The organism is Microbacterium sp. MYb72 (assembly GCF_002979415.1).
GTDB classification, from domain to species: domain Bacteria; phylum Actinomycetota; class Actinomycetes; order Actinomycetales; family Microbacteriaceae; genus Microbacterium; species Microbacterium natoriense.
Genome location: NZ_PCOT01000031.1, coordinates 1 through 20,206, shown reverse-complemented (window position 1 = coordinate 20,206; position 20,206 = coordinate 1). Strand labels below are relative to the sequence as shown.

Below are 20,206 nucleotides of genomic sequence, written 5' to 3'. Positions count from 1 at the left end.
CGGCGCCGGCCATCCGGATACCGCTCGACTCACGCGTGCGCGAAAGGGGCAGCTCCCGCATCTCCGGTTTCTCCGGAGTTCTGGAGCGCCGGCCCCGAGCACGGCGGAGGGCACTGTCTTGCGTGCGACGACGCGCCGTGTCAGAATTACCTAACGAACGGTCAGTAAAGAAGGCCGGACCCTGAGGAGTCGATGATGACCAGCCCCGCAGACCTCTCCCTCGTGAACGAGGAGCTCTCCGACGAGGAGCGCCTGTTCGACGAGCTCATCGCGAACGAGCAGCGCATCGAGCCCCGGGACTGGATGCCCGACGCCTACCGCAAGACGCTGATCCGTCAGATCTCGCAGCACGCGCACTCCGAGATCATCGGCATGCAGCCGGAGGGCAACTGGATCACCCGCGCGCCGAGCCTCAAGCGCAAGGCGATCCTCATGGCGAAGGTGCAGGACGAGGCCGGCCACGGACTCTACCTCTACTCCGCCGCGCAGACCCTCGGCATCACCCGCGACGAGATGATGGACCAGCTCATCAGCGGCAGAGCCAAGTACTCCTCGATCTTCAACTACCCCACCCCGACCTGGGCCGACATGGGCGCGATCGGCTGGCTCGTCGACGGCGCCGCGATCTGCAATCAGGTGCCGCTGTGCCGCGCCTCCTACGGCCCGTACGGACGCGCGATGGTGCGCGTCTGCAAGGAGGAGTCCTTCCACCAGCGGCAGGGCTTCGAGATCCTGCTGACGCTCATGCAGGGCACCGAGGAGCAGCGGCAGATGGCGCAGGATGCCGTGAACCGCTGGTACTGGCCGAGCCTGGCGATGTTCGGACCGCCCGACGACCAGTCCCCCAACTCCGCGCAGTCGATGAAGTGGAAGATCAAGCGCTTCTCCAACGACGAGCTGCGCCAGCGCTTCGTGGGGATGCTCGTGCCGCAGGCCGAGATCCTCGGCATCACCCTGCCCGACCCCGATCTGCGCTGGAACGACGAGACCGGGCAGTACGACATCGGCGAGATCGACTGGGACGAGTTCTTCGAGGTGCTCCGGGGCAACGGACCCTGCAACGCCGAGCGTCTCGAACGGCGCCGCACGGCGCACGCGGAGGGCGCGTGGGTGCGCGAGGCCGCGGCCGAGTACGCGCGCAAGCAGCGTTTCGGCTCGCCTGCGGCTCGCTCGACGACCGGTCGGGGAGCGGCGTGATGGCGACCCCCGGCGCCGACGAGCGCGAACCCTGGCCCCTCTGGGAGATCTTCGTGCGCGCGAACCGCGGACTCAGCCACGTGCACGTGGGCTCGCTGCATGCTCCGGATGCCGACATGGCGATCCGCAACGCCCGCGACCTGTACACGCGGCGCGGTGAGGGCGTGTCGATCTGGGCGGTGCCCGCCGAGGCGATCACGACGAGCGACCCAGACGCGAAGGGCGCGTACTTCGAGAGCCCCGCGGGCAAGAACTACCGCCACGCCGTGTACTACACGGCGTCCGAGGGGGTGCCGCACCTGTGAGCGACGACATCCACGGCGACGTCCACGGCGACGTCTCCGTCGACGAGCTCCGGCTGAGCGACGAGCTCGCCGGCGCGGGGGCGATCGCGGCATCCGCCGACATCGCCGAGTACGCCCTGTGGCTCGGGGATGACGCGCTAATCCTCTCGCAGCAGCTGGGCGCCTGGATCTCGAACGCCCCCGAGCTGGAGGAGGACGTGGCCCTCGGCAACATCGCCCTCGATCTGCTCGGCCACGCCCGCTCGCTGCTGCGCTACGCCGGATCCGTCGACGGCCGCAGCGAAGACGACCTGGCCTACTTCCGCGACGAGCCGGAGTTCCGCTGCGCCTGGATCGTCGAGCAGCCGAACGGCGACTTCGCACAGACCATCGCGAGGCAGTTCATCGTCGCGACCTACATGTTCGAGCTCTACTCCGCGCTGCGCGGAAGCACCGACGAGACCTTCGCCGCGATCGCCGAGAAGGCGCTCAAGGAGGTCGACTACCACCGCGACCACGCCGTGCAGTGGGTGCTGCGTCTGGCCGGTGGCACGGAGGAGTCGCGGACCAGGATCGTCCGCGCGTTCGGCGACGTCTGGCCCTACGTCGAGGAGCTGTTCCGCGACGAGCCCCTGATCGACCGCCTCGGAGACGCCGCGGTGCGTCCATCGTCGCTGCGCGCCGGTGTCGACGGGGTCATCGACACCGTCTTCGCCGAGGCGGAGCTGTCGACGCCCGCCGTCGCCGCATCGTCTGCCGGCGGCAGGCACGGAGCCCACGCGACCCCGCTCGGCCACCTCCTCGCGGAGATGCAGGTGCTCGCCCGCCGGCACCCGGGGGCGACATGGTGACCGCGGGCGAGGCCCGGACACAGGCGCCCTCGCTCGACGGCCGGGAGCACGACGCGTGGCGGATCGCGGCATCCGTCGCCGACCCGGAGGTGCCGGTGCTCACCATCGAGGACCTCGGCGTGCTGCGTGCCGTCGAGGTCGACGGAGGCGTCGTGCGCGTCGACATCACGCCCACCTACAGCGGCTGCCCCGCGATGGACGCGATCCGCGACGACGTGATCCTCGCTCTCACCGCCGCGGGGTACGCGGAGGTCGACGTGCGGCTCGTGCTCTCCCCCGCCTGGACCACGGACTGGATGTCGGATGCCGGCAAGCGGAAGCTGACGGAGTACGGCATCGCCCCGCCCTCCGGCCGCGCCGCCGTGTCGACCGGTCCCATCCGGCTCGCCCTCAGCGTCCGCTGCCCGCGATGCGGATCGCTGGACACGCGTGAAGTCTCCCACTTCGGCTCGACCTCCTGCAAGGCGCTGTTCGAGTGCCGTGCGTGCCTCGAGCCCTTCGACCATTTCAAGGTGCACTGATGTCGCTGTTCGCCTCCGCTCACACCGCTCCGGCATCCGCCCCCTCGCGCGGCGTCTCCGGCGAGCGCACGCGCGCTCGCTTTCACACGCTCACCGTGGAGGACGTGCGTCCCCTCACCGACGATGCGGTCGAGGTCACGTTCGCCGTGCCCGCCGAGCTCGCCGACGACTATGACCACCTGCCCGGCCAGTACGTGGCGCTCAGGACGACCCTCGACGGCGTCGAGGTGCGGCGCTCGTACTCGCTGTGCCGCGCGCCGGAGCACAGGGGCGCAGGGCAGCCCACGCGCCTCAGCGTCGCCGTCAAGCGCGACGAGGGCGGGCTGTTCTCGACCTGGGCGCAGACCGGGCTGCATCCGGGGTTCCGCATCGACGTGATGAGCCCGCAGGGGACCTTCACCTCGGGTCTCGATGACCTCGACCACCGCCACATCGTCGGGATCGCGGCTGGCTCCGGCATCACGCCCCTCATGGCCCTCGCGCACACCGTGCTCACGCGCTCGGAGACCTCGCGCTTCACGCTGCTCTACACGAACCGGTCGACGCTCGACGTGATGTTCCTGGAGGACCTGGCCGACCTCAAGGACCGCTACCCCACCCGGCTCACGCTGCACCACGTGCTCTCGCGCGAGCAGCGCACGGCGCCGGTGCTGTCCGGCCGCATCGACGAGGAGAAGCTGCGGACGATCCTGCGGGTGCTCATCGATCCGACCGATGTGGACGAGTGGTTCCTGTGCGGCCCGCTGTCTCTCGTCGACCTGTGCCGCGAGGTGCTCGCGGATGTCGGGGTGGCCCGCGAGCACATCCGCTTCGAGCTGTTCACGACCGGCGACGAGCCGCTGCGCACCGCGCGCCCTGTCGAGGTGCGCAAGGGTGAGAAGACGTTCCGCATCGAGGTGAACCTCGACGGCGTCTCGTCGACGGTGGAGAGCCCCGTCGACGCGCACGAGTCCGTGCTGAACGCCGCGCTCCGGGTGCGCCCCGACGCCCCGTTCGCGTGTGCGGGCGGCGTCTGCGGCACGTGCCGCGCGCGGGTCATCGAGGGCAGTGTGACCATGACCGAGAACTACGCCCTGGAGCCGGACGAGCTCGAACGCGGCTACGTCCTCACCTGCCAGTCCCACCCCACGAGCGACCGCGTCGTGGTCGACTACGACGTGTGAAGCGGAGCATCCGATGATCGACCTGAGCATCCACGACGACGTCGCCACCATCGTGCTGAACGCGCCGTCGCGCCTCAACGCGCTCGACGAGCAGGCGCTGCACGGCCTGGGCATGGCCTACGACGAGGCGGAGGCCGCAGGCGTGCGCGCCCTGGTGCTCCGCGGCGAGGGCCGGGCGTTCTGCGCCGGCCGCGACATCTCCGGCGTGGATCCGAGGGATGACGACGTCATCGGCTACCTCGACGGCCTCGTGACCCCGCTCCTGCAGCGGATGTCGCGGTTCCCCGCGCCGACCTTCGCCACCGCCCACGGAGCATGCCTCGGTGTGGGGCTCGGGCTCCTCATCGCCACCGATGTCGTGTACGTGGCGGAGTCCGCGAAGATCGGCTCGCCGTTCGCGGCTCTCGGCGCCACACTCGACTCGGGCGGCCACGCGCTCTTCCTCGACCGCCTCGGCGCCCACAAGACGCTCGATCTCATCTACACCGGGCGTCTGATGAGCGGCACGGAGGCGGTGCAGTCCGGCCTCTTCTCCCGGGTGCTCCCCGACGACGAGGTGGCGCAGGCGACGACGGATGCCGCGACCGCCGCGGCCCGTGGAGCCACGGCCGCGTTCCTCGCGAGCAAGCGGCTCGTCGCACGGATCCGCGACGAGCGCCTCGCGCTGTGGGATGCGGTGGGCATCGAGAACGCCGCCCAGGCCGCGCTCTGCGACACCGACGACTACCGCGAGGGCTTCGCGGCGTTCCAGGAGAAGCGGAAGCCGGAGTTCCGCGGCCGCTGACACGACGGGAGGACCGCGGCGCCTGTGGGGCCTCGCGACTCAGCGCACAAGCTGGCTCACGATCGTCGGATCCTTGATCTTGTCGTCGCTCGCCAGCATCACCACCTTGGAGACGACCTCGGCGGTGCGCGGGTCGTCGTCGACGAAGGGCAGGAAGACTCGTCCCCTGTGCTGCCCCCCGACCGGGATGATGAACAGGGTGTTCCCGGGGATGCGGTGCACGATCCCCGACCCCAGATGCACGGAGTACACGCCCAGTGCCCCCTTCACCCGGACGTGATGCCCGGAGACCTCGATGTTCTCGAGTCCGAGCAGGAGACAGGTCTCCTCGACGATCCGCCGCCTCGCCTCGATAGTCGACTCTGAACTCTGGGGATCGACGCCGCTCGAGTGGGCGACCGACACCACGAGGTCCAGATCCCGCATGGTCTCGGAGTACACGCGCGGCGGCACCTCGTCCAGCGGGATCGCGCGGTGGCTTCCCGCCGGACCGAACCGCACATCGCTCACCGTTGCGTCTTCGGCCCCCGCTGCTGTGTCCCACCCGTCGTCGACGTTGCAGAACACGTGGATCTTCTCGTTGTGGAAGGTGCGCTCATAACCGATCCCGTAGTCTCGCATCCACCCCCTGGCGGTGAACAGCCCGGAGGCGCGACGGGCGTCGATCTGGTGGCCCGCGTAACGGCGAGACGATACTCCGCCCTCGCCCTTCTCGTTCTCCGTCGGCACATAGAGTTCGCGGAACACCTGCTTGAACGGCTGCGGCCGGCCCCGCGTCATGACCTCATGCTGCAGGTCGGGCCAGTCTCCACTCGCCAGCAGATCGAGAGGGTGAGCGATCCGCAGTCCGCCGACCGGCTCGAACGCGGTGCCGTCGGCACGAACGAGCTCGTCCCCGGCTCCGCTGAGGAACCCGACGCGTCCCTCGCCGTCGACCAGCACGAGGTCGGCCAGCATCCTGCTGAGCTGCGGATGAGAGGTCAGGAGCGCGATCTCCCCTGCCTCGAACACGTCGCCGAGGACGCAGGCGGCCTCGAGCGAAGACCGCATACGCTGCGCCTGCTTCTTGAGTTCTGCGGCGCGGTTTCGGAGAGCCTCGATGCGCTCGACCTTCCGGCTCGCGGCCGGCACCGACGCGAGGGGCTTCCCGGCGCGGTCCACCGCGATCGTCGGCATCCCCTGCGCGTCGATCGACAGGCTCACCGTCAGGTCTCCGTCCGTGGCGGCGACGGGGCCGTGCAGGAGGTCTGTCGCCGTGCGCGCTTCCATGGCCCAGGTCAGCCGCAGCGGGTCACGATATCCCGCGGAGCGGGCGAGGTTCTCGAGCGCGGTGTGCACAGCTGCGGTCTCGGTGGCGCGACGCTGCGCGCCGTTGGTCTTGCCGGTGCTCACGAACGCGCGCAGCACCTCGTACCGCTGCAGCAGCACCTCGGGCTCGTCGGCGAGCGGCAGCAGCCCATACGCGCGCACGGCATCCTGGTGGCGTTTCTCGTGCATCCGAGCGAGCAGCTCCTCCTCGCCGACGCGGCCTCGGAGGACGTTTGCGAACAGCTCCGCCTGTTTGTGCTCGCCTGCCACCGAGGCGTACTTCGCGGCCTTGAGCACACGGTCGAGGCGATCGTCGCCGAGCTCGGCGTGGAACCGGTGGAACCACTCGGCGTCCGCGCAGCCGCGCTCCCGATCGTCCGACGGCACCGCGGTCCGCCTCGCGATCTCCCGCCCCCGATAAGCGCGGATATCTCGGTTGATCTCATGGGTGTCGACCGGAGTGTGCGCGTGGAGCCACCAGACAGCCGAAGCGAACCCCGGCCAGCCCAGGTGCTCCTCGAAGACCTCGGCCCACTGCGGCGAGTACACGGCAGTCTCGATCACCCTGCTCTCGGGGATCTTTGCGGTGGCGAACGCCTTCGCCACGGATTCCGCCGTCTCGTCACTCGCCGGGTGGTGCACGCGGATCAGGTGGGCGAAGACCTCCTCCCTGTCCTCCGCGTACAGGTGTCGCCGCGGAATCGGACGGCGCCCCAGGGCTTTCACCGTCGCGACGAGCGTCTCCGCTCCAGTGACCCTCTGCAACGACATCGCCATCCGGGAGTACTTCGTCATCTGGTCGCCGCGCGGGAGCTCCAGTTCGACGACGGCACGCTGCACGTCATCGACCACGCTCTGCGTGGCGGCGGCGGCCCCGGTGATGCCGCTGAGCCTGGCGAGCGGATTGGTCTCGAGACCACGCAGCTCGCTCTGCCGCAGGGGCCGCACGAACGCCCAGTCGACCAGATCGGCACGGGTCGCGATGCCACGCTCGAACGCGGTGCGCACCACCTCGAGCGGCGGCCGGAACCGGAACGGCTGATCGACCGACACGTCGACCTCGTTGCGATACCAAGGGTCGCTCCACTCGACTTTCGGACCGTCCCATTGGTCGACGGCTCCCTCTGGTTCGTCGACGAAGCGGAGGATGCCCCAGAGTCGGCGGAGCCGTTGGTCGTCGAGGGACGTCGGGTCCAGGTAGCCGGACACGCGGCCGAACATGCCACCCTCGCGGGGGTCGCTGCCGATGCGTCTCCGGTCTTCGCCGAAGCGGACGTTCCTGGGCCCGAGGAACCGGCCGGTCGGCAGTTCTGCGGCCAGGAGCGCCAGCAGATCGATCATCGGGTCCGCCCACGTCGCACGCCGCTCCCTGCGGGCGAGGTGGTCGATCAGAGCGACCCGCAACGATCCCTGTGCATCGCCGCGGTCACGTCCGATGTCGCCGAGGATCCGCAGGCCCATCGCGTCCTGATCCGCGTTCAGGATGGAGAGCAGAGCCAGCTCCACACCGCCGTCGATCAGGTCGCCGCGCACCCGCTCCCACCAGGGATCGACCAGTTCGGCGAGAGGCATGGTCCCGTCATCGCCCGTGCGGAGCTCGTGCCCCTGCACGTTGGCGAGCAGCTGGACGCCGTGATTCGACTGCACCTCGACGTCGGAGTGCTCGTCCATCCATGCCTCGAAAGACAGCCAGATTCGGCGCGCTCCGGGGTGGTAGCCGTCCCATCGCGACCTCGATGGCGCCTGAGGACGCACGGCCGGCGTGCGCTCCTCGACTCCGAATCGGAGCGCGGCCGGACGATCGGAGAACGCGCCAGCGCTGTCCTGAGGCGCCACGGGGTCGGTCTTCCTCCCGAGTCCTGCCATCTGCGCGAGATCCTCCGCGGCCCGCCGCTGATCCGGCGTACCGGCGCGAAGCCGCTCCACCGACGCGATGACGCCCTCCTGCCCCTGCAGCTGCAGGAGCCGCAGCGCGCACTTTCGGATGTCGTCGGCCTTGCGGGTGAGCGCGCGCTCCAGCTCCCTCGCCTCGTCGTCCGTGATCGACTCGACGGCGAAGCCCCGATGCGCGACGCTCCTCACCTGGGACGACGGGTCGAGAAGGAGCCTGAAGAGGTCGGCCCGATGGCCTTCGAGGTTCTTCGCGTACCTCGCCGCCGCTCCTCGACGCACGTCAGGCGACGCGGTCGCGATGTCGATCTCGTCGGTGTCGGAGTACACCGCGACGACGTCGATGATGTCGGTCTTCTTCAGCGTCACCATGCGCGGCGCCATGATCCCGATGTCGACCGCGAGCGGGGAGGTCAGCCGGCCGCTGCGCTCACGCAGTCCACGGGCCGCGGCGGCCGTCAACGTGCACTCCCGGTGCGCTGCGGCGTGGTGCGCGGGCCAGGCGGCGAGCGCCACCGCGAACACCGCCGGGTCGTCGTCTTCGAGGCCGCGGGCCAGTGCGTCGACGATCGACGGGTGCCCGAGCCTGACCAGCATCCGCGACGCAGCGAGCCGCAGCCCCGCATCGTCGTCGTCCATGAGTTCCGCCGCCGCACCGATCGCCACGCCGATGTCGCGCACCGCGAGGGTCCACAGACCGAGATAGGCCTCGATGCGACTCCCCGCGCGGAGGTCGTCGGACGTCGGCGGAGTGCGCAGGAATCGGACGATCGTCGCGACGGCCGCGTCTGCGCGCACCGCATCGCGCACGGTCAGCTCCTCGTCGACCCACCGCGACAGCGCGCGGATCGAGCTCGAGAAGCGGATGAGCCCCTCGTCGGCCACGGTGCCGAGCACACGTTCGATCGCTCCGGGGTGCGCGACGTCGAGCGCGTCGAGGATCGTCTGCCGAAGGCCCTCCGCACGTCCGGCGTCGAGCAGCTGGCCGACCACGAGGTCCCAGGCGCCGGCGTCGTCTGCCGCGAGCAGGGCGACGTAGGCATGAGCCGATGGACCGGCGACCGCATGCGATCCCGAGATGCCCTCGACGAGGATGCGGCGGACTGCGGCGTTGCCCGCGTCGACAGCGGATGCGACGAAGTCTCCGAGTCGCGGATGCTCGGGGAGGTGCAGCAGCCAGGTCGCGTGCCACTCGATCGGCTGCGGATAGTGGGTGACATGACGGATCAGCGAGACGAGTCTCTCCCACCTCGATGGCAGGGTGAACCGGAGGTCCGTGGAACGATACGGTGCGCTACTCCAGGACCCCTGCACGTAGGGCCGTGATCGCGACCACACCCACCAGGACGAGAGCTCGGCGCCGACCGACGGACACAGCGCCTTGAGCGCCTTCGTGCGCGCACGGTCGTCGAGCGCGTCGAGCTCGTCTGCGAGGGCCCGCGCCGTGGCCCGCACCGCCTCTGCAGCTTCGGGGTCGTGGGCCCCGCTGCTGACGTTCAGGTGGTCGGCGATGCGGCGGGCGAGACGCGGAGCGCCCCATCCGTGCACGTCGACCGGGCGCGGCACGCCCTCCTTGTCGCACGAGCAGAACCTGCTCAGTTCCTCGGTCGCCTGCTCGGCAGTCAGCACGGTGCTCCTATCCGGTGAGCGCGACGAGCCGCACGAGCCGGAGGCGCGAGTGCGGCTCGACCACGATGATGTCGTCGAGTGCGTGGATCCGGACGTCGTCGAGGAAGACGAAGTACAGCTCGTCGTCGAAGGCCTCCACGGCACGGGCATAGGCCCCGTCGATGACGGGGGACGCCGGGAGCGCACGCGGCTCGTGGCCGTAGCGTCCTGTCTCCACACCCTTGACGAGGTCTGCGGGAGTGAGGATCTGCAGGGTCGCTGAGCGCTCCCGATGGGCGACGTAGAGACCCACCTCGTGCTCGACGAGGAAGCGCAACAGCGATCTCAGGGAGTGCTCGCCGCTGATTCCAAGGAGCGTGACGGGCTCGCCGAACGCTCCTCGGCCCGGCGCGGTGCTCTCGACGATCATGGAGCCAGTCTGGCATGGGGCTCCGACAGCGGATGCGCAGGTCGATCCCGCTGGTCGGATGTCGGAGGCCGGTGCCAGACTGCAGTGATGAAGCTCGCGGACGTCGTCGACAAGACCCGGACGATCTCAGCCACGCGGTCGCGGCTCGCGAAGATCGACACGCTCGCCGCGCTTCTCGCCGAGACAGAAGCGGAGGAGCTCCCGGTTCTCGTCGGCCTGCTGCTCGCCGCACCGCGACAGGGACGACTGGGGGTCGGCTGGCGAGGGATCGTCACGCTCGAGGTCACGCACGCGGCGGCATCCACGCTCACCATCTTGGAGGTCGACGGTGCGCTCGATGCGCTCGCGAGCGCCTCCGGCCCCGGATCCGCAACCGCGCGCAACGAGCTTCTCACGGCTCTCGCCGCCCGGGCCACGCCCGACGAGTGGGACTTCCTCGCCCGCTCCATGCTCGGCGAGCTGCGCACCGGCGCACTCGCGGGCGTCCTGCTCGACGCGATCGCTCGGGCATCCGACCGCCCTCCCGCCGCCGTCCGCCGCGCGGCGATGCTGTCGGGCGACCTCGGCGTCACCGCGGTGATCGCCCTCACCGGCACCCCCGACGAGCTCGACGACGTCGGTCTCGTCCTGGGCCGCCCCGTGCTGCCGATGCTGGCCTCGACCGCCGCGACGCCGACGGCGGCGCTGGAGCTGACGGGAGAGTCGTCGGTCGAGTACAAGCTCGACGGCGCGCGCATCCAAGTGCATCGGCACGGAGACGAGGTCGGCGTGTTCACGCGCAGTCTCGCCGACATCACTCACCGCGTGCCCGAGATCGTGGAGATCGTGCGCGGCCTCCCGGCGCACGACCTCATCCTCGACGGCGAGACCCTGGCGCTCGATGAAGACGGAGGCCCGCGCCCGTTCCAGGAGACCATGTCGCGGTTCGGCGCCGAGGCCTCGCGCGATCTCGCGCTGCGACCCTGGTTCTTCGACCTGCTCCACGTCGACGGACGCGACCTCATCGACGAGCCGCTCTCGGTGCGACTGGCCGAACTCGATCGGGTCGCCGAACGCTGGCGGATGCCCGGCATCGTCACGGGCGACGCCGACGCCGCAGAGCGGCTCTCCCGCGATGCTCTCGCCGCCGGCCACGAGGGCGTCGTGGTCAAGAGCATCGACTCGCCCTACGCCGCCGGCCGGCGCGGGAAGTCCTGGGTCAAGGTCAAGCCGGTGCTCACGTACGACCTCGTGGTGCTCGCCGCCGAATGGGGGTCGGGGCGCCGCCGCGGCTGGCTGTCGAACCTGCACCTCGGCGCACGCGATCCCGACGGGGAGTTCGGCGAGCCAGGGGGCTTCGTGATGGTCGGCAAGACCTTCAAAGGACTCACCGACGAACTGCTCCGCTGGCAGACGGAGACCTTCCCGCAGCACGAGGAGAGGCGCACGGCATCCGCTGTCTTCCTGCGCCCCGAACTGGTCGTCGAGATCGCGATCGACGGCGTGCAGCGCTCACCGCGGTATCCGGGCGGCCTCGCCCTGCGCTTCGCGCGCGTCAAGGGCTACCGACCTGATAAGACCCCCGAGGGCGCCGACACGATCCAGACCCTGCGCGCTCTGCTGCGCGGGTGAGTCCCGCGCAGTCTGAGCGCGACGTCCCACGTCAGGCGGAGGGAGCGAGCCCCAGGTCCTCTTCGCGCACCGTGCCCTGGAACGACCACGGGAAGTTGATCCAGAGATCGGTGTCCTTCCAGGCGTAGTCGGGCTGGATGATCGTCGACGGCTTCGTGTAGATGGTGACGGAGCGCACGTCGGCGCCCTTCTCCTTCAGCAGCTCGACGGCGAGCGCGAGGGTGCGTCCGGAGTCGGCGACATCGTCGACGAGGAGCACGCGACGTCCGTCGAGGTAGGCCATGTCGAGCTCTGGGGGCAGCACCTCCGGAGCGTCGAGCACCGTGCCGATACCCGTGTAGAACTCGACGTTGATCGCGCCGCAGTTCTTCGCGCCGAGCCCGTACGCGATCGCGCCGGCCGGGAGCAGCCCGCCCCGAGCGATCGCCACGACGACCTCCGGCTCGAAGCCGCTGTCGAGGATCTTGCGCGCGAGGTCGCGCGTCGCGGATCCGAAGCCGTCCCAGGTGAGCGTCTCGCGCTCGTTCGATGCATCAGTCACCGGTACATTCTCGCTCATGCACGGGCGTCACGCCGCCGGGTCGGAGGATGCGCTACAAACGAAGGACCATGTGCCGCCTCTTCGCCTTCGTCTCCCCCACCCCGTCGTCGGTGCGCCGCGAGCTCGGCGACACCGGTATGGAGCGCCTGATCTCCCTCGCCCGCCTGCACGGAGACGGCTGGGGCTGGGCCGGGGTCGAGCGCCGGGGCGAGGCGCCCGGGGTGCGCAAGTCCGCTCTCTCGGCGGTCTCCGACCCCGATTTCGAGGATGCGGCGACCACGATGGCCCGCGCTGCGATGGTGCACCTGCGGTGGGCGACAGCGGGCATCGAGATCGCCGACCGCAACGCTCACCCTTTCCTCCGCGGCGCCGTGGCCTTCGAGCACAACGGCTCGCTGAAGCCGATCGAGAGCGCCCGCGCCCTGCTCTCCCCCGAGAGCCTCGCCGAGATGACCGGGGAGACCGACAGCGAGATGTACTTCGCCCTCATCCGCGAACGGCTCGCGCTCGGCATCCCGCTCTCCGCGGCGACGGCCGATGCGGCCCGCATGCTGCGCGAGGTCTTCCCTCTCGCGAGTCTCAATGCGATCATGCTCGACCGGGAGCAGATGGTCGTGGTGCGCGCGAGCGCACGCAGCGTGCTCTCCGACGACGACCTCGACGAGATCGCGCAGCATCCGCTGCTGCCCGAGGAGCACAACGAGGACTACTTCGCTCTGCGTTGGACGCGCACGGACGACGGCGCCCTGCTGATCGGCTCCACGGGGGTCTCCGGGTACGACTGGGAGGCTCTGCCGCCCGAGTCGGTCACGACGATCCGCCTCGACGACCTCACCGCATCGACGGTGCTCCTGCACCGCGCCGAGTCGGACGTCACTCGAGCCGGGTGATCTCGACGGAGACGAAGAGCTCCGAGGCGCTCGGCCCCGCGTAGACCCCGCGCAGCGGAGCCACGTCGCCGTAGTCGCGACCGTGCCCCACGTACACGTGAGACTCCCCGATCTCGACGAGGTTGGTCGGGTCGTATCCGCGCCACCGTCCCGAGTACCACTCCACCCAGGCGTGCGACTCGCCGATCACCGGCTGCCCGATCCCCGCTGAGGGGTCGGGGTGCAGGTACCCGGACACGTACCGCGCGGGGATGCCGGCCGCTCGCAGCACCCCGAGTGCGACGTGGGCGATGTCCTGGCACACCCCCGAACGCGTCGGCCAGGCGTCGCGCGCCGTGGAGGTCACCCCGGTCACCCCTCGCCGGTACTCCATCGCCTCCCCGACCGTCCGGCAGATCTCGAAGGCCGTCTCGTCGACGTCGCCGCCCTCCGCCTCGATGCGCAGGGCCAGGTCGCGCATCTCGTCATCGGGTTCGGTCGCCGGCGTCTGCGCCACGCACTCGGCGAGCGCGAGCGACAGCGGGATGCGGGCGGACAGCTCGTCCCAGTCGATCGAGGCCGCCGCAGCCGGAGCGGGCCGCACGTCTACCACGCTCGTCGCAGTGACCGACAGCAGCTGGTGAGGCGTGAGCACCTCGAACGTGGAGACCCTCGTGTCCCAGTAGTCCGCGTAGGAGTGCTGGGTGGCGGTCGGCGTGATCTCCAGGTTCGCCTGCAGCACGAACTGCCCGTCGCGCGAATGCGGGAGCATCCGCGCCTCGTTGTACGACGCGGTGGCCGGCTTCTCGTAACGGAACCCGGTCCTGTGCACGATCCGCAGCCGGCTCACAGCGCTTCTCCGATCCACACCGGCATCGCGATCGACGGGAAGTAGCGCTCCCTGATCGCGTCGCTCGCCATCGACATCCCCACCTGCACCTCTTCCATGCTCTCCGACAGGCGATGCACGATGTCGCCGATCGGCCGGTACTCCAGCTCCGACCGCATCCGTCCGAGCACGCGGTGCGCGCGGTCGGGTGCTCCGAACGCGCCGGCCGGGTCGATGCCGCGCAGACAGTCCTCGGCCTGCAGGATGCTCGACAGCACCGAACGAGGGAACAGCCGATCCACCAGCAGGAACTCGAGGGCGGACGCCGCGGTCGGCATCGCCCTGTGACTCCGGAGGTGCGCCTCGTACGCCCCGCAGCTGCGCAGCAGGGTCGTCCAGCTGGGTCCGGCGGCGTCCGTGAGCGACCGGGTGGCGAGGAGCCGTGCGGTCATGTCGGCGCGTTCGATCGACCGTCCGAGCACGAAGAAGTGCCAGGCCTCGTCGCGGCTGGTCGAGGAGTCCACCACCCCGAACGCGAGGGCGGAGCGGTCGCGCACCCAGCGGAAGAACGGGTGGGTCTTGTCGGAGGCGATGCGCCGCGGCATCCGCGCGTTGGACTCGTTGAGCGTCTCCCACAGGTCGGTGGAGATGATCTCCCTGGCGCGCCGCGCGTTCTCCCGAGCGGAGGCGATCGAGTGCGCGATGGATGCGGTGTGCTCCCTGTCGAGGGCGAGCAGGCGCACGACGTCGTCGCGGCTCAGCACGACGTCCGGCTCGGCGCTGGTGCCCATGACCGACAGGAGCGCACGGCACGCCGTGTCTTCCTCGACCCAGGGATCCTCCAGCAGCAGCTGCAGGTGCACGTCCAGGATGCGGGCGGTGCCGTCGGCGCGCTCGACGTAGCGGCCGATCCAGAACAGCGCCTCGGCGATGCGGCTCAGCACGACGCACCTCCCTGCTGTTGCTGTTGTTGTTGCTGCTGCTGCTGGTGGTGCCGCGCCTCGACGTCCTCGTCCTGCGGGGACGAGAGGAACGGAGGGTGCGGGTCCTCGCGGGGAGGCGCGACCACGGCGATCGCTCCGGTGGCGAGCGAGACCTCGTCGGATGCCGGGTCCGGTGCCCCGGCGAGCGTCGTCGGCCCGGTGAACAGCGAGGGGTCGAGCACCCACGTGTCCTTGGAGCCGCCGCCCTGACTGGAGTTCACCACGAGCTGCCCCTCCGGCAGGGCGACCCTCGTCAGTCCGCCGGGGAGCACCCACACATCGTCGCCGTCGTTCACCGCGAAGGGGCGCAGATCGACGTGCCGCGGACGGAACCCGTCTTCGACGAGCGTCGGGATCGTGGAGAGCTGCACCACCGGCTGAGCGATCCACCCGCGGGGGTCCGCGAGGAGGGTGCGGCGCAGCTCCTCCAGCGTGGCGCGGGAGGCATCAGGCCCGACGACGAGCCCCTTGCCCCCTGACCCGTCGACCGGCTTCACCACGAGCTCGTCGAGCCGATCCAGCACCTCCTCCAGAGCGGCGGGCTCCTCCAGCCGCCAGGTGTCGACGTTGGGGATGATGGGGTCCTCACCCAGGTAGTACCGGATCAGGGCCGGGACGTACGTGTAGACGAGCTTGTCGTCGGCGACGCCGTTGCCCACCGCGTTCGCGATGGTGACGGTGCCGAGCCGCGACGCCAGCATGAGCCCCGGGGCGCCGAGCACCGAATCGGGGCGGAAGTGCTGCGGATCGAGATACTCGTCATCCACGCGTCGGTAGATCACGTCGACACGCGTGGGGCCTGCGGTCGTGTGCATCCAGACCCGTCCGCCAGAGCAGAAGAGGTCACGCCCCTCGACGAGCTCGACGCCCATCATCCGCGCGAGAAGGGTGTGCTCGTAGTAGGCCGAGTTGTGCACTCCCGGGGTCAGCACCACGACGTTCGGGTGATCGACGCCCTCGGGCGCGGCCGCACGCAGCGCCTGCAGCAGGCGCCCCGGGTAGTCGACGACGGGCCGCACGCGGAGGCTGGTGAACAGCTCGGGCAGGGTCTGCGCCATGACCCGCCGGTTCGCGAGGACGTAGCTGACGCCGCTCGGCACGCGGACGTTGTCCTCGAGCACCCTCCACGCCCCGGCCTCATCGCGGATGACGTCGATCCCGGCGACGTGGATGCGCACGCCGTTCGCCCCGACGATGCCCGCCGCCTGACGGTGGAAGTGCGAGGAGGAGCTGATGAGGGATGCCGGGATGACCCCGTCCTGCACGGCGAGCTGCGGGCCGTAGACGTCGGCGAGGAACGCCTCCAGCGCCCTGACCCGCTGCTTCACACCGGATTCGACGTAGAGCCAGTCGTCCGCCGCGACCACGCGCGGCACCACGTCGAGCGGGAACGGGCGTTCCTCCCCCGCGAAGTCGAAGGTCACGCCCTGGGCGAGGTAGCTGCTGGCGAGCGCATCCGTGCGGGCCCGCAGCTCGTTGTCATCCATACCGGCCAGAGCCGGGTACAGATCCCGATAGGGGCCGCGCACCTCTCCGTCCGGCGCAGCCGGGAACATCTCGTCCCAGGGTCCAGGCCCGGTCCGCACCGCGCTCCGTCGTGAGGTGTATCCGTTGAACAGCGACTCCATGACCGCATGCTTCCGCGTCGCGGTTTCCGCGATGTTACGGTCGCGAGACGGCGCCGAGTCGGGCCCTCTCGCGCTAGAATCGACGGGTCCGGCTCTGACGAGGCCGGTGCCTGAAAAAGAGGCACGAAGCACCCCGCATCGCAGCGGGGGCGAGACACATACGGAACAGCATCCTCCGTCCCTGTCTCGAAAGGCTTTCGCATGCCCACCGTCTCCGCGCACGTCGCCCTCACCCTCGCCCAGCACATCGACGCCGTCTTCGGCGTGATGGGCAACGGCAACGCCTACTTCCTCGACGCCATCGAGACCCAGACGGATGCCGTCTTCACAGCCGTCCGCCACGAGCAGGGCGCCGTCGTGGCCGCCGACGCGCACTTCCGCGCCTCGGGGCGCATCGCCGCCGGCACCTCGACGTACGGCGCCGGCTTCACCAACACGCTGACCGCTCTGGCTGAGGCCGTGCAGGCGCACGTGCCGCTCGTGCTCGTCGTCGGCGACGAGCCCACCTCCGGCCCTCGTCCGTGGGACGTCGACCAGATCGCGCTCGCCTCTGCCGTTGGCGCCCGCACCTATACGGTCGGACGGGCGGATGCCGCCGCCACCACCGTCATCGCGATCGAGCACGCCCTGACCTACCGCGTGCCCGTGGTGCTCGCGATCCCCTACGACGTCGCCGCCCTCGAGGCCGGCGATGTGCCGCCGGCACCGTCTCCGCGCATCCCCGCGCCGCTCGCTCCGCGCGGTGAGTTCGCCGAGGGGATGCTCGATGAGATCGCGCACGCCCTGCGCGGCGCCGAGCGCCCGTTCCTGCTCGCGGGGCGCGGCGCCTGGCTGGCCGGCGCCGGTTCAGCGCTCGGCGAGCTCGCCGCCCTCACCGGAGCGCTGACCGCCTCGTCGGCGCTCGGCCGCGGCGTCTTCCCCGAGACGCAGTACGACCTGGGCGTGACCGGCGGCTTCGGCGCCGACGGAGCCATGGAGCTCGTCCGCACCGCCGACGTCGCCGTGGTCTTCGGCGCGTCGCTGAACCAGTTCACGATGCGCTTCGGCGAGCTGTTCGCGCCCGGAACCCGCGTCTTCCAGATCGACACCGCCCCCGCGGCCACCCACCCGCACGTCGGCGGCTTCGTGCGGGCCGACGCCCGCGTCGCGGCGGAGGAGCTCGTGACGCGCGTGGCCGCGGCATCCGCCACGTCTGCCGGGCACAGCGTCGGAGAAGAGGCCGCCGGGCCTGCCGGGCCTGCCGGGCACAGCGTCGGAGAAGAGGCCGCCGTGCCTGCCGAGCACAGCGTCGGAGCAGAGGCAGGACACGCCGGGCGAGCCCTCGATGCGCGCGGCGTGTCAGTGCCGACATCCGAAGCCATGCCCGGTGTTGCATCCGAAGCCGCGCCCGATGCCGAGCTCGGTGTCACATCCGAAGCCGTGCCCAGCGCCGCATCCGAAGCCGTGCCTAGTGTCGTGCCCGCCCGTCCCTGGCGGGAGACGGTCGACGTGGCCGGCTCGCGCGCATACGAGACCGGCGACGACCTCGCCCCGGACGGACGGCTCGACCCCCGCTCGGCGGCACGACGCATCGCCGAGCTGCTGCCGGAGGACCGCGTGGTCGTGTCCGACGGCGGCCACTTCATCGGATGGGCGAACATGTACTGGCCTGTCGCTGCTCCCGACCGCATGATGATGGTCGGCACCGCCTTCCAGTCGATCGGTCAGGGCTGGCCGAGCGTCGTCGGCGCCGCGCTCGCGCGCCGGGAGTCGACCGTCGTGCTCACGAGCGGTGACGGCGGTGGCCTCATGGCGATCGCCGACCTCGAGTCCGCTGTGCGCGCGGCGGCCGGACGGGGCATCGCCGTGATCTGGAACGATGCCGCCTACGGCGCCGAGGTGAACCTCTACGGGCTGAAGGGCCTCGCCGAGGGGCCGATGCGCATCCCGGAGGTCGACTTCGCGGCGTTCGGCGCGGCCGTCGGCGCCGAGGGCGTCGTGGTGCGCACCCTCGCCGACCTCGACCGTCTCGGCGAGTGGGCGCGGGAGGATGCGGCCAGCCGCCGCTTCCTGCTCCTCGACCTGCGGATCTCGGGCGACGTCATCGCGCCGTACCAGCAGGAGATCATCCGCGTAAACTCCTGAGGTCGCCGACTCAGGTCGCGTTCCGCATGGTGATCATCCGTGAACTCCCGAGGTCGCCGACGCAGGTCGCGGTCCGCATGGTGAGATGAAGCATGCGCTACGTGTTCCGCCCCAGCGTCCTGAGCACGCTCATCACCACGATGAAGGCGATCGAGGTCCGCACGGAGACCGGCGCCCTCGTCGGGACGATCAGCCGAGGCACGATCAACGGAGCCGAGACGGCAGGGACGTTCTGTTTCGAGCCGGAGGGCGCGACGCCGACGACAGTGGGGATCGGCAGCTTCAGCCGGTCCTGGCTCAAGCGGCTCGTACGTCCTGACTACCTGGTGCGCCGAGACGATCGCGAGGACCGGCTGAGCGACCGGCTCGGCGAGAACCTGCTCTACTTCGCGGTGGACGGAAGGATCGACGGCCGCGACTACCTCGCCCGACAGGACTGGGACGACTCGGTCGAGGTCAAGGTCGATGGCGCCCTCGCCGCACGCTGGAACATCGACGACCTGAGCGGAACGGTCACGATCGACGCAGATCCGGAGGGCATGATCGCGGACCCGGCCTCCACGCTCTTCGCCGTGACCGTGCTCCTGCCCTTCATGCAGATGATCCACTCCGATGAGTCCGAGCTGCTCGAGTCAATTCTCGACTGAGATCGACGCGCGGTTGAGTCGGTCCTCGGTTGAGTCGGTCCTCGGCTGAGTCAGTCCCCGACTGAGTCAGTCCTCGACTGAATCGGTCCTCGGCCGCGATCGGTCCTCGACTGAGCTCCATCCTCGACTGAGGTCGGCCTTCGACTGAGGTCGAGCCTCGGCTTCGATCCATCATCGACTGAATCGGCCCTCGACTGAGGTCGAGCCTCGGCTGAGTCGGTCGGATGACCTCTGCAGTCCGGAACTGCTCACTGGACCGCAGAGGTCAACCGGTTCGAACACCCCTTCAACAGGGGACGAACCGCATCGGGCCGCCGCGGCTGCGCTCAGGCCTGCTGGTTCGCCGCCGCGTAGTCGGGCAGCTCCTGCAGGGTCCACGTGTTGCCGTCGGGGTCGTCGAACCAGACGAAGCGACCCCAGCCGAGGTCTTCGACGCCGCGCGTCGCGACGCCGACGGCTTCTAGCTGCGCCTTCGCCTCGTCGGCGTTCGGGACGACCACCTGGATCGTCTTCTGCTGCCCCGGCTCGAGCGGGATGTCGAGACCGGTGCCGAAGGCGATCGAGCAGGCCGACCCCGGAGGGGTCATCTGCACGAACCGAAGCCCCTCGTAGGGCACCTGATCGTGGTCGGGATTGAAGCCGATCTTCGTGTAGAAGTCCTTCGCGCGGTCGACATCGGTCACCGGCACGAAGATGAGCTCGATCTTCCAGGTCATCGCACACACCCTCCATCGCGGGCATCTCCCGCCTGCGACCAAGGTACGCGGGGCCTCCGACATAGCGACACCCCCTTCCGCGCGCCTCCACTGACCGTGCATCCGACGCCGCATCGCCCCTCCAACACTCAGCCCTCAGCCCTCAGCCCTCGGCCCTCAGCTCTCCGGCACTCGGCCCTCAGGCCCTCAGGCCCTTAGCGCCCCGGTCGCAGGCCGCGCCCG

The 20,206-nt window shown here is 70.2% G+C and carries 17 protein-coding genes; 10 read left to right on the top strand and 7 right to left on the bottom strand.

The annotated features are described in order from the left end of the window. The first annotated feature begins 195 nt into the window (after positions 1-195). Genes paaA through CQ047_RS15340 form a run of 6 tightly spaced genes read left to right on the top strand, consistent with a single transcriptional unit; the run spans position 196 to position 4,800 of the window. Complete coding sequence (paaA, locus tag CQ047_RS15365) at positions 196-1,197, top strand: 1,2-phenylacetyl-CoA epoxidase subunit PaaA (RefSeq protein ID WP_105676661.1); 1,002 nt, start codon at positions 196-198, stop codon at positions 1,195-1,197. Then, complete coding sequence (gene paaB, locus CQ047_RS15360; RefSeq protein WP_105676660.1) at positions 1,197-1,502, top strand: 1,2-phenylacetyl-CoA epoxidase subunit PaaB; 306 nt, start codon at positions 1,197-1,199, stop codon at positions 1,500-1,502. Before paaA ends, paaB begins: the two co-directional genes overlap by 1 nt. Next, the gene (gene paaC, locus CQ047_RS15355; RefSeq protein ID WP_105676658.1) at positions 1,499-2,332 is read left to right on the top strand and encodes a 1,2-phenylacetyl-CoA epoxidase subunit PaaC; all 834 of its coding nucleotides are present in this window, start codon (positions 1,499-1,501) and stop codon (positions 2,330-2,332) included. The genes paaB and paaC overlap by 4 nt, the downstream gene beginning before the upstream one ends. After that, complete coding sequence (gene paaD / locus CQ047_RS15350; RefSeq protein WP_105676657.1) at positions 2,326-2,853, top strand: 1,2-phenylacetyl-CoA epoxidase subunit PaaD; 528 nt, start codon at positions 2,326-2,328, stop codon at positions 2,851-2,853. Before paaC ends, paaD begins: the two co-directional genes overlap by 7 nt. Then, positions 2,853-4,016, top strand: a complete 1,164-nt coding sequence (gene paaE, locus CQ047_RS15345) for a 1,2-phenylacetyl-CoA epoxidase subunit PaaE (protein WP_105676655.1) — start codon at positions 2,853-2,855, stop codon at positions 4,014-4,016. The genes paaD and paaE overlap by 1 nt, the downstream gene beginning before the upstream one ends. Positions 4,017-4,029: 13 nt before the next feature. After that, entirely contained in the window at positions 4,030-4,800 is a 771-nt protein-coding gene (locus tag CQ047_RS15340) for an enoyl-CoA hydratase/isomerase family protein (RefSeq protein WP_105676653.1), read from the top strand. Between the two features lie 39 nt (positions 4,801-4,839). Here CQ047_RS15340 and CQ047_RS15335 read toward each other — a convergent pair whose 3' ends face one another. Together CQ047_RS15335 and CQ047_RS15330 are read right to left on the bottom strand one after the other, a co-directional pair. Beyond that, positions 4,840-9,627 (bottom strand): DUF5724 domain-containing protein, encoded by a 4,788-nt coding sequence (locus CQ047_RS15335; protein ID WP_105676652.1) that lies wholly within the window; start codon positions 9,625-9,627, stop codon positions 4,840-4,842. A gap of 7 nt (positions 9,628-9,634) precedes the next feature. After that, complete coding sequence (locus CQ047_RS15330; protein ID WP_105676650.1) at positions 9,635-10,036, bottom strand: hypothetical protein; 402 nt, start codon at positions 10,034-10,036, stop codon at positions 9,635-9,637. Positions 10,037-10,123: 87 nt separating this feature from the next. Here CQ047_RS15330 and CQ047_RS15325 point away from each other — a divergent pair, with 87 nt between their 5' ends. Further along, a complete protein-coding gene (locus CQ047_RS15325) occupies positions 10,124-11,647 on the top strand; it encodes an ATP-dependent DNA ligase (protein WP_105676649.1) in 1,524 nt (507 codons plus the stop codon). 31 nt (positions 11,648-11,678) lie between these two features. On the opposite strand, the gene CQ047_RS15320 is transcribed toward CQ047_RS15325, so the two are convergent. Continuing rightward, positions 11,679-12,188, bottom strand: coding sequence for a phosphoribosyltransferase (locus CQ047_RS15320; protein WP_223586868.1), 510 nt, complete (start codon positions 12,186-12,188; stop codon positions 11,679-11,681). Between the two features lie 68 nt (positions 12,189-12,256). Here CQ047_RS15320 and CQ047_RS15315 point away from each other — a divergent pair, with 68 nt between their 5' ends. Continuing rightward, positions 12,257-13,078: a class II glutamine amidotransferase gene (locus CQ047_RS15315; RefSeq protein ID WP_105676647.1), complete on the top strand. Its 822-nt coding sequence runs from the start codon at positions 12,257-12,259 to the stop codon at positions 13,076-13,078. On the opposite strand, the gene CQ047_RS15310 is transcribed toward CQ047_RS15315, so the two are convergent. The 3 genes from CQ047_RS15310 to CQ047_RS15300 are packed head-to-tail and all read right to left on the bottom strand — an operon-like array spanning position 13,062 to position 16,497. Continuing rightward, on the bottom strand, positions 13,062-13,907 hold the full coding sequence (locus tag CQ047_RS15310; protein ID WP_105676645.1) for a transglutaminase family protein: 846 nt from the start codon (positions 13,905-13,907) through the stop codon (positions 13,062-13,064). The two genes, CQ047_RS15315 and CQ047_RS15310, sit on opposite strands and share 17 nt — an antisense overlap. Next, positions 13,904-14,830, bottom strand: a complete 927-nt coding sequence (locus tag CQ047_RS15305) for an alpha-E domain-containing protein (protein ID WP_105676644.1) — start codon at positions 14,828-14,830, stop codon at positions 13,904-13,906. Before CQ047_RS15305 ends, CQ047_RS15310 begins: the two co-directional genes overlap by 4 nt. Next, positions 14,824-16,497, bottom strand: coding sequence for a circularly permuted type 2 ATP-grasp protein (locus tag CQ047_RS15300; RefSeq protein WP_105676643.1), 1,674 nt, complete (start codon positions 16,495-16,497; stop codon positions 14,824-14,826). The genes CQ047_RS15305 and CQ047_RS15300 overlap by 7 nt, the downstream gene beginning before the upstream one ends. A gap of 201 nt (positions 16,498-16,698) precedes the next feature. Between CQ047_RS15300 and CQ047_RS19140 the strand changes: the two genes are divergently transcribed. Next, positions 16,699-18,621, top strand: a complete 1,923-nt coding sequence (locus CQ047_RS19140) for a thiamine pyrophosphate-binding protein (RefSeq protein ID WP_258132710.1) — start codon at positions 16,699-16,701, stop codon at positions 18,619-18,621. A 101-nt stretch (positions 18,622-18,722) separates the two neighbouring features. Further along, on the top strand, positions 18,723-19,268 hold the full coding sequence (locus CQ047_RS15285; protein WP_146114359.1) for a hypothetical protein: 546 nt from the start codon (positions 18,723-18,725) through the stop codon (positions 19,266-19,268). Between the two features lie 326 nt (positions 19,269-19,594). On the opposite strand, the gene CQ047_RS15280 is transcribed toward CQ047_RS15285, so the two are convergent. Further along, complete coding sequence (locus tag CQ047_RS15280; RefSeq protein WP_105676637.1) at positions 19,595-19,984, bottom strand: VOC family protein; 390 nt, start codon at positions 19,982-19,984, stop codon at positions 19,595-19,597. Positions 19,985-20,206: the final 222 nt, after the last annotated feature.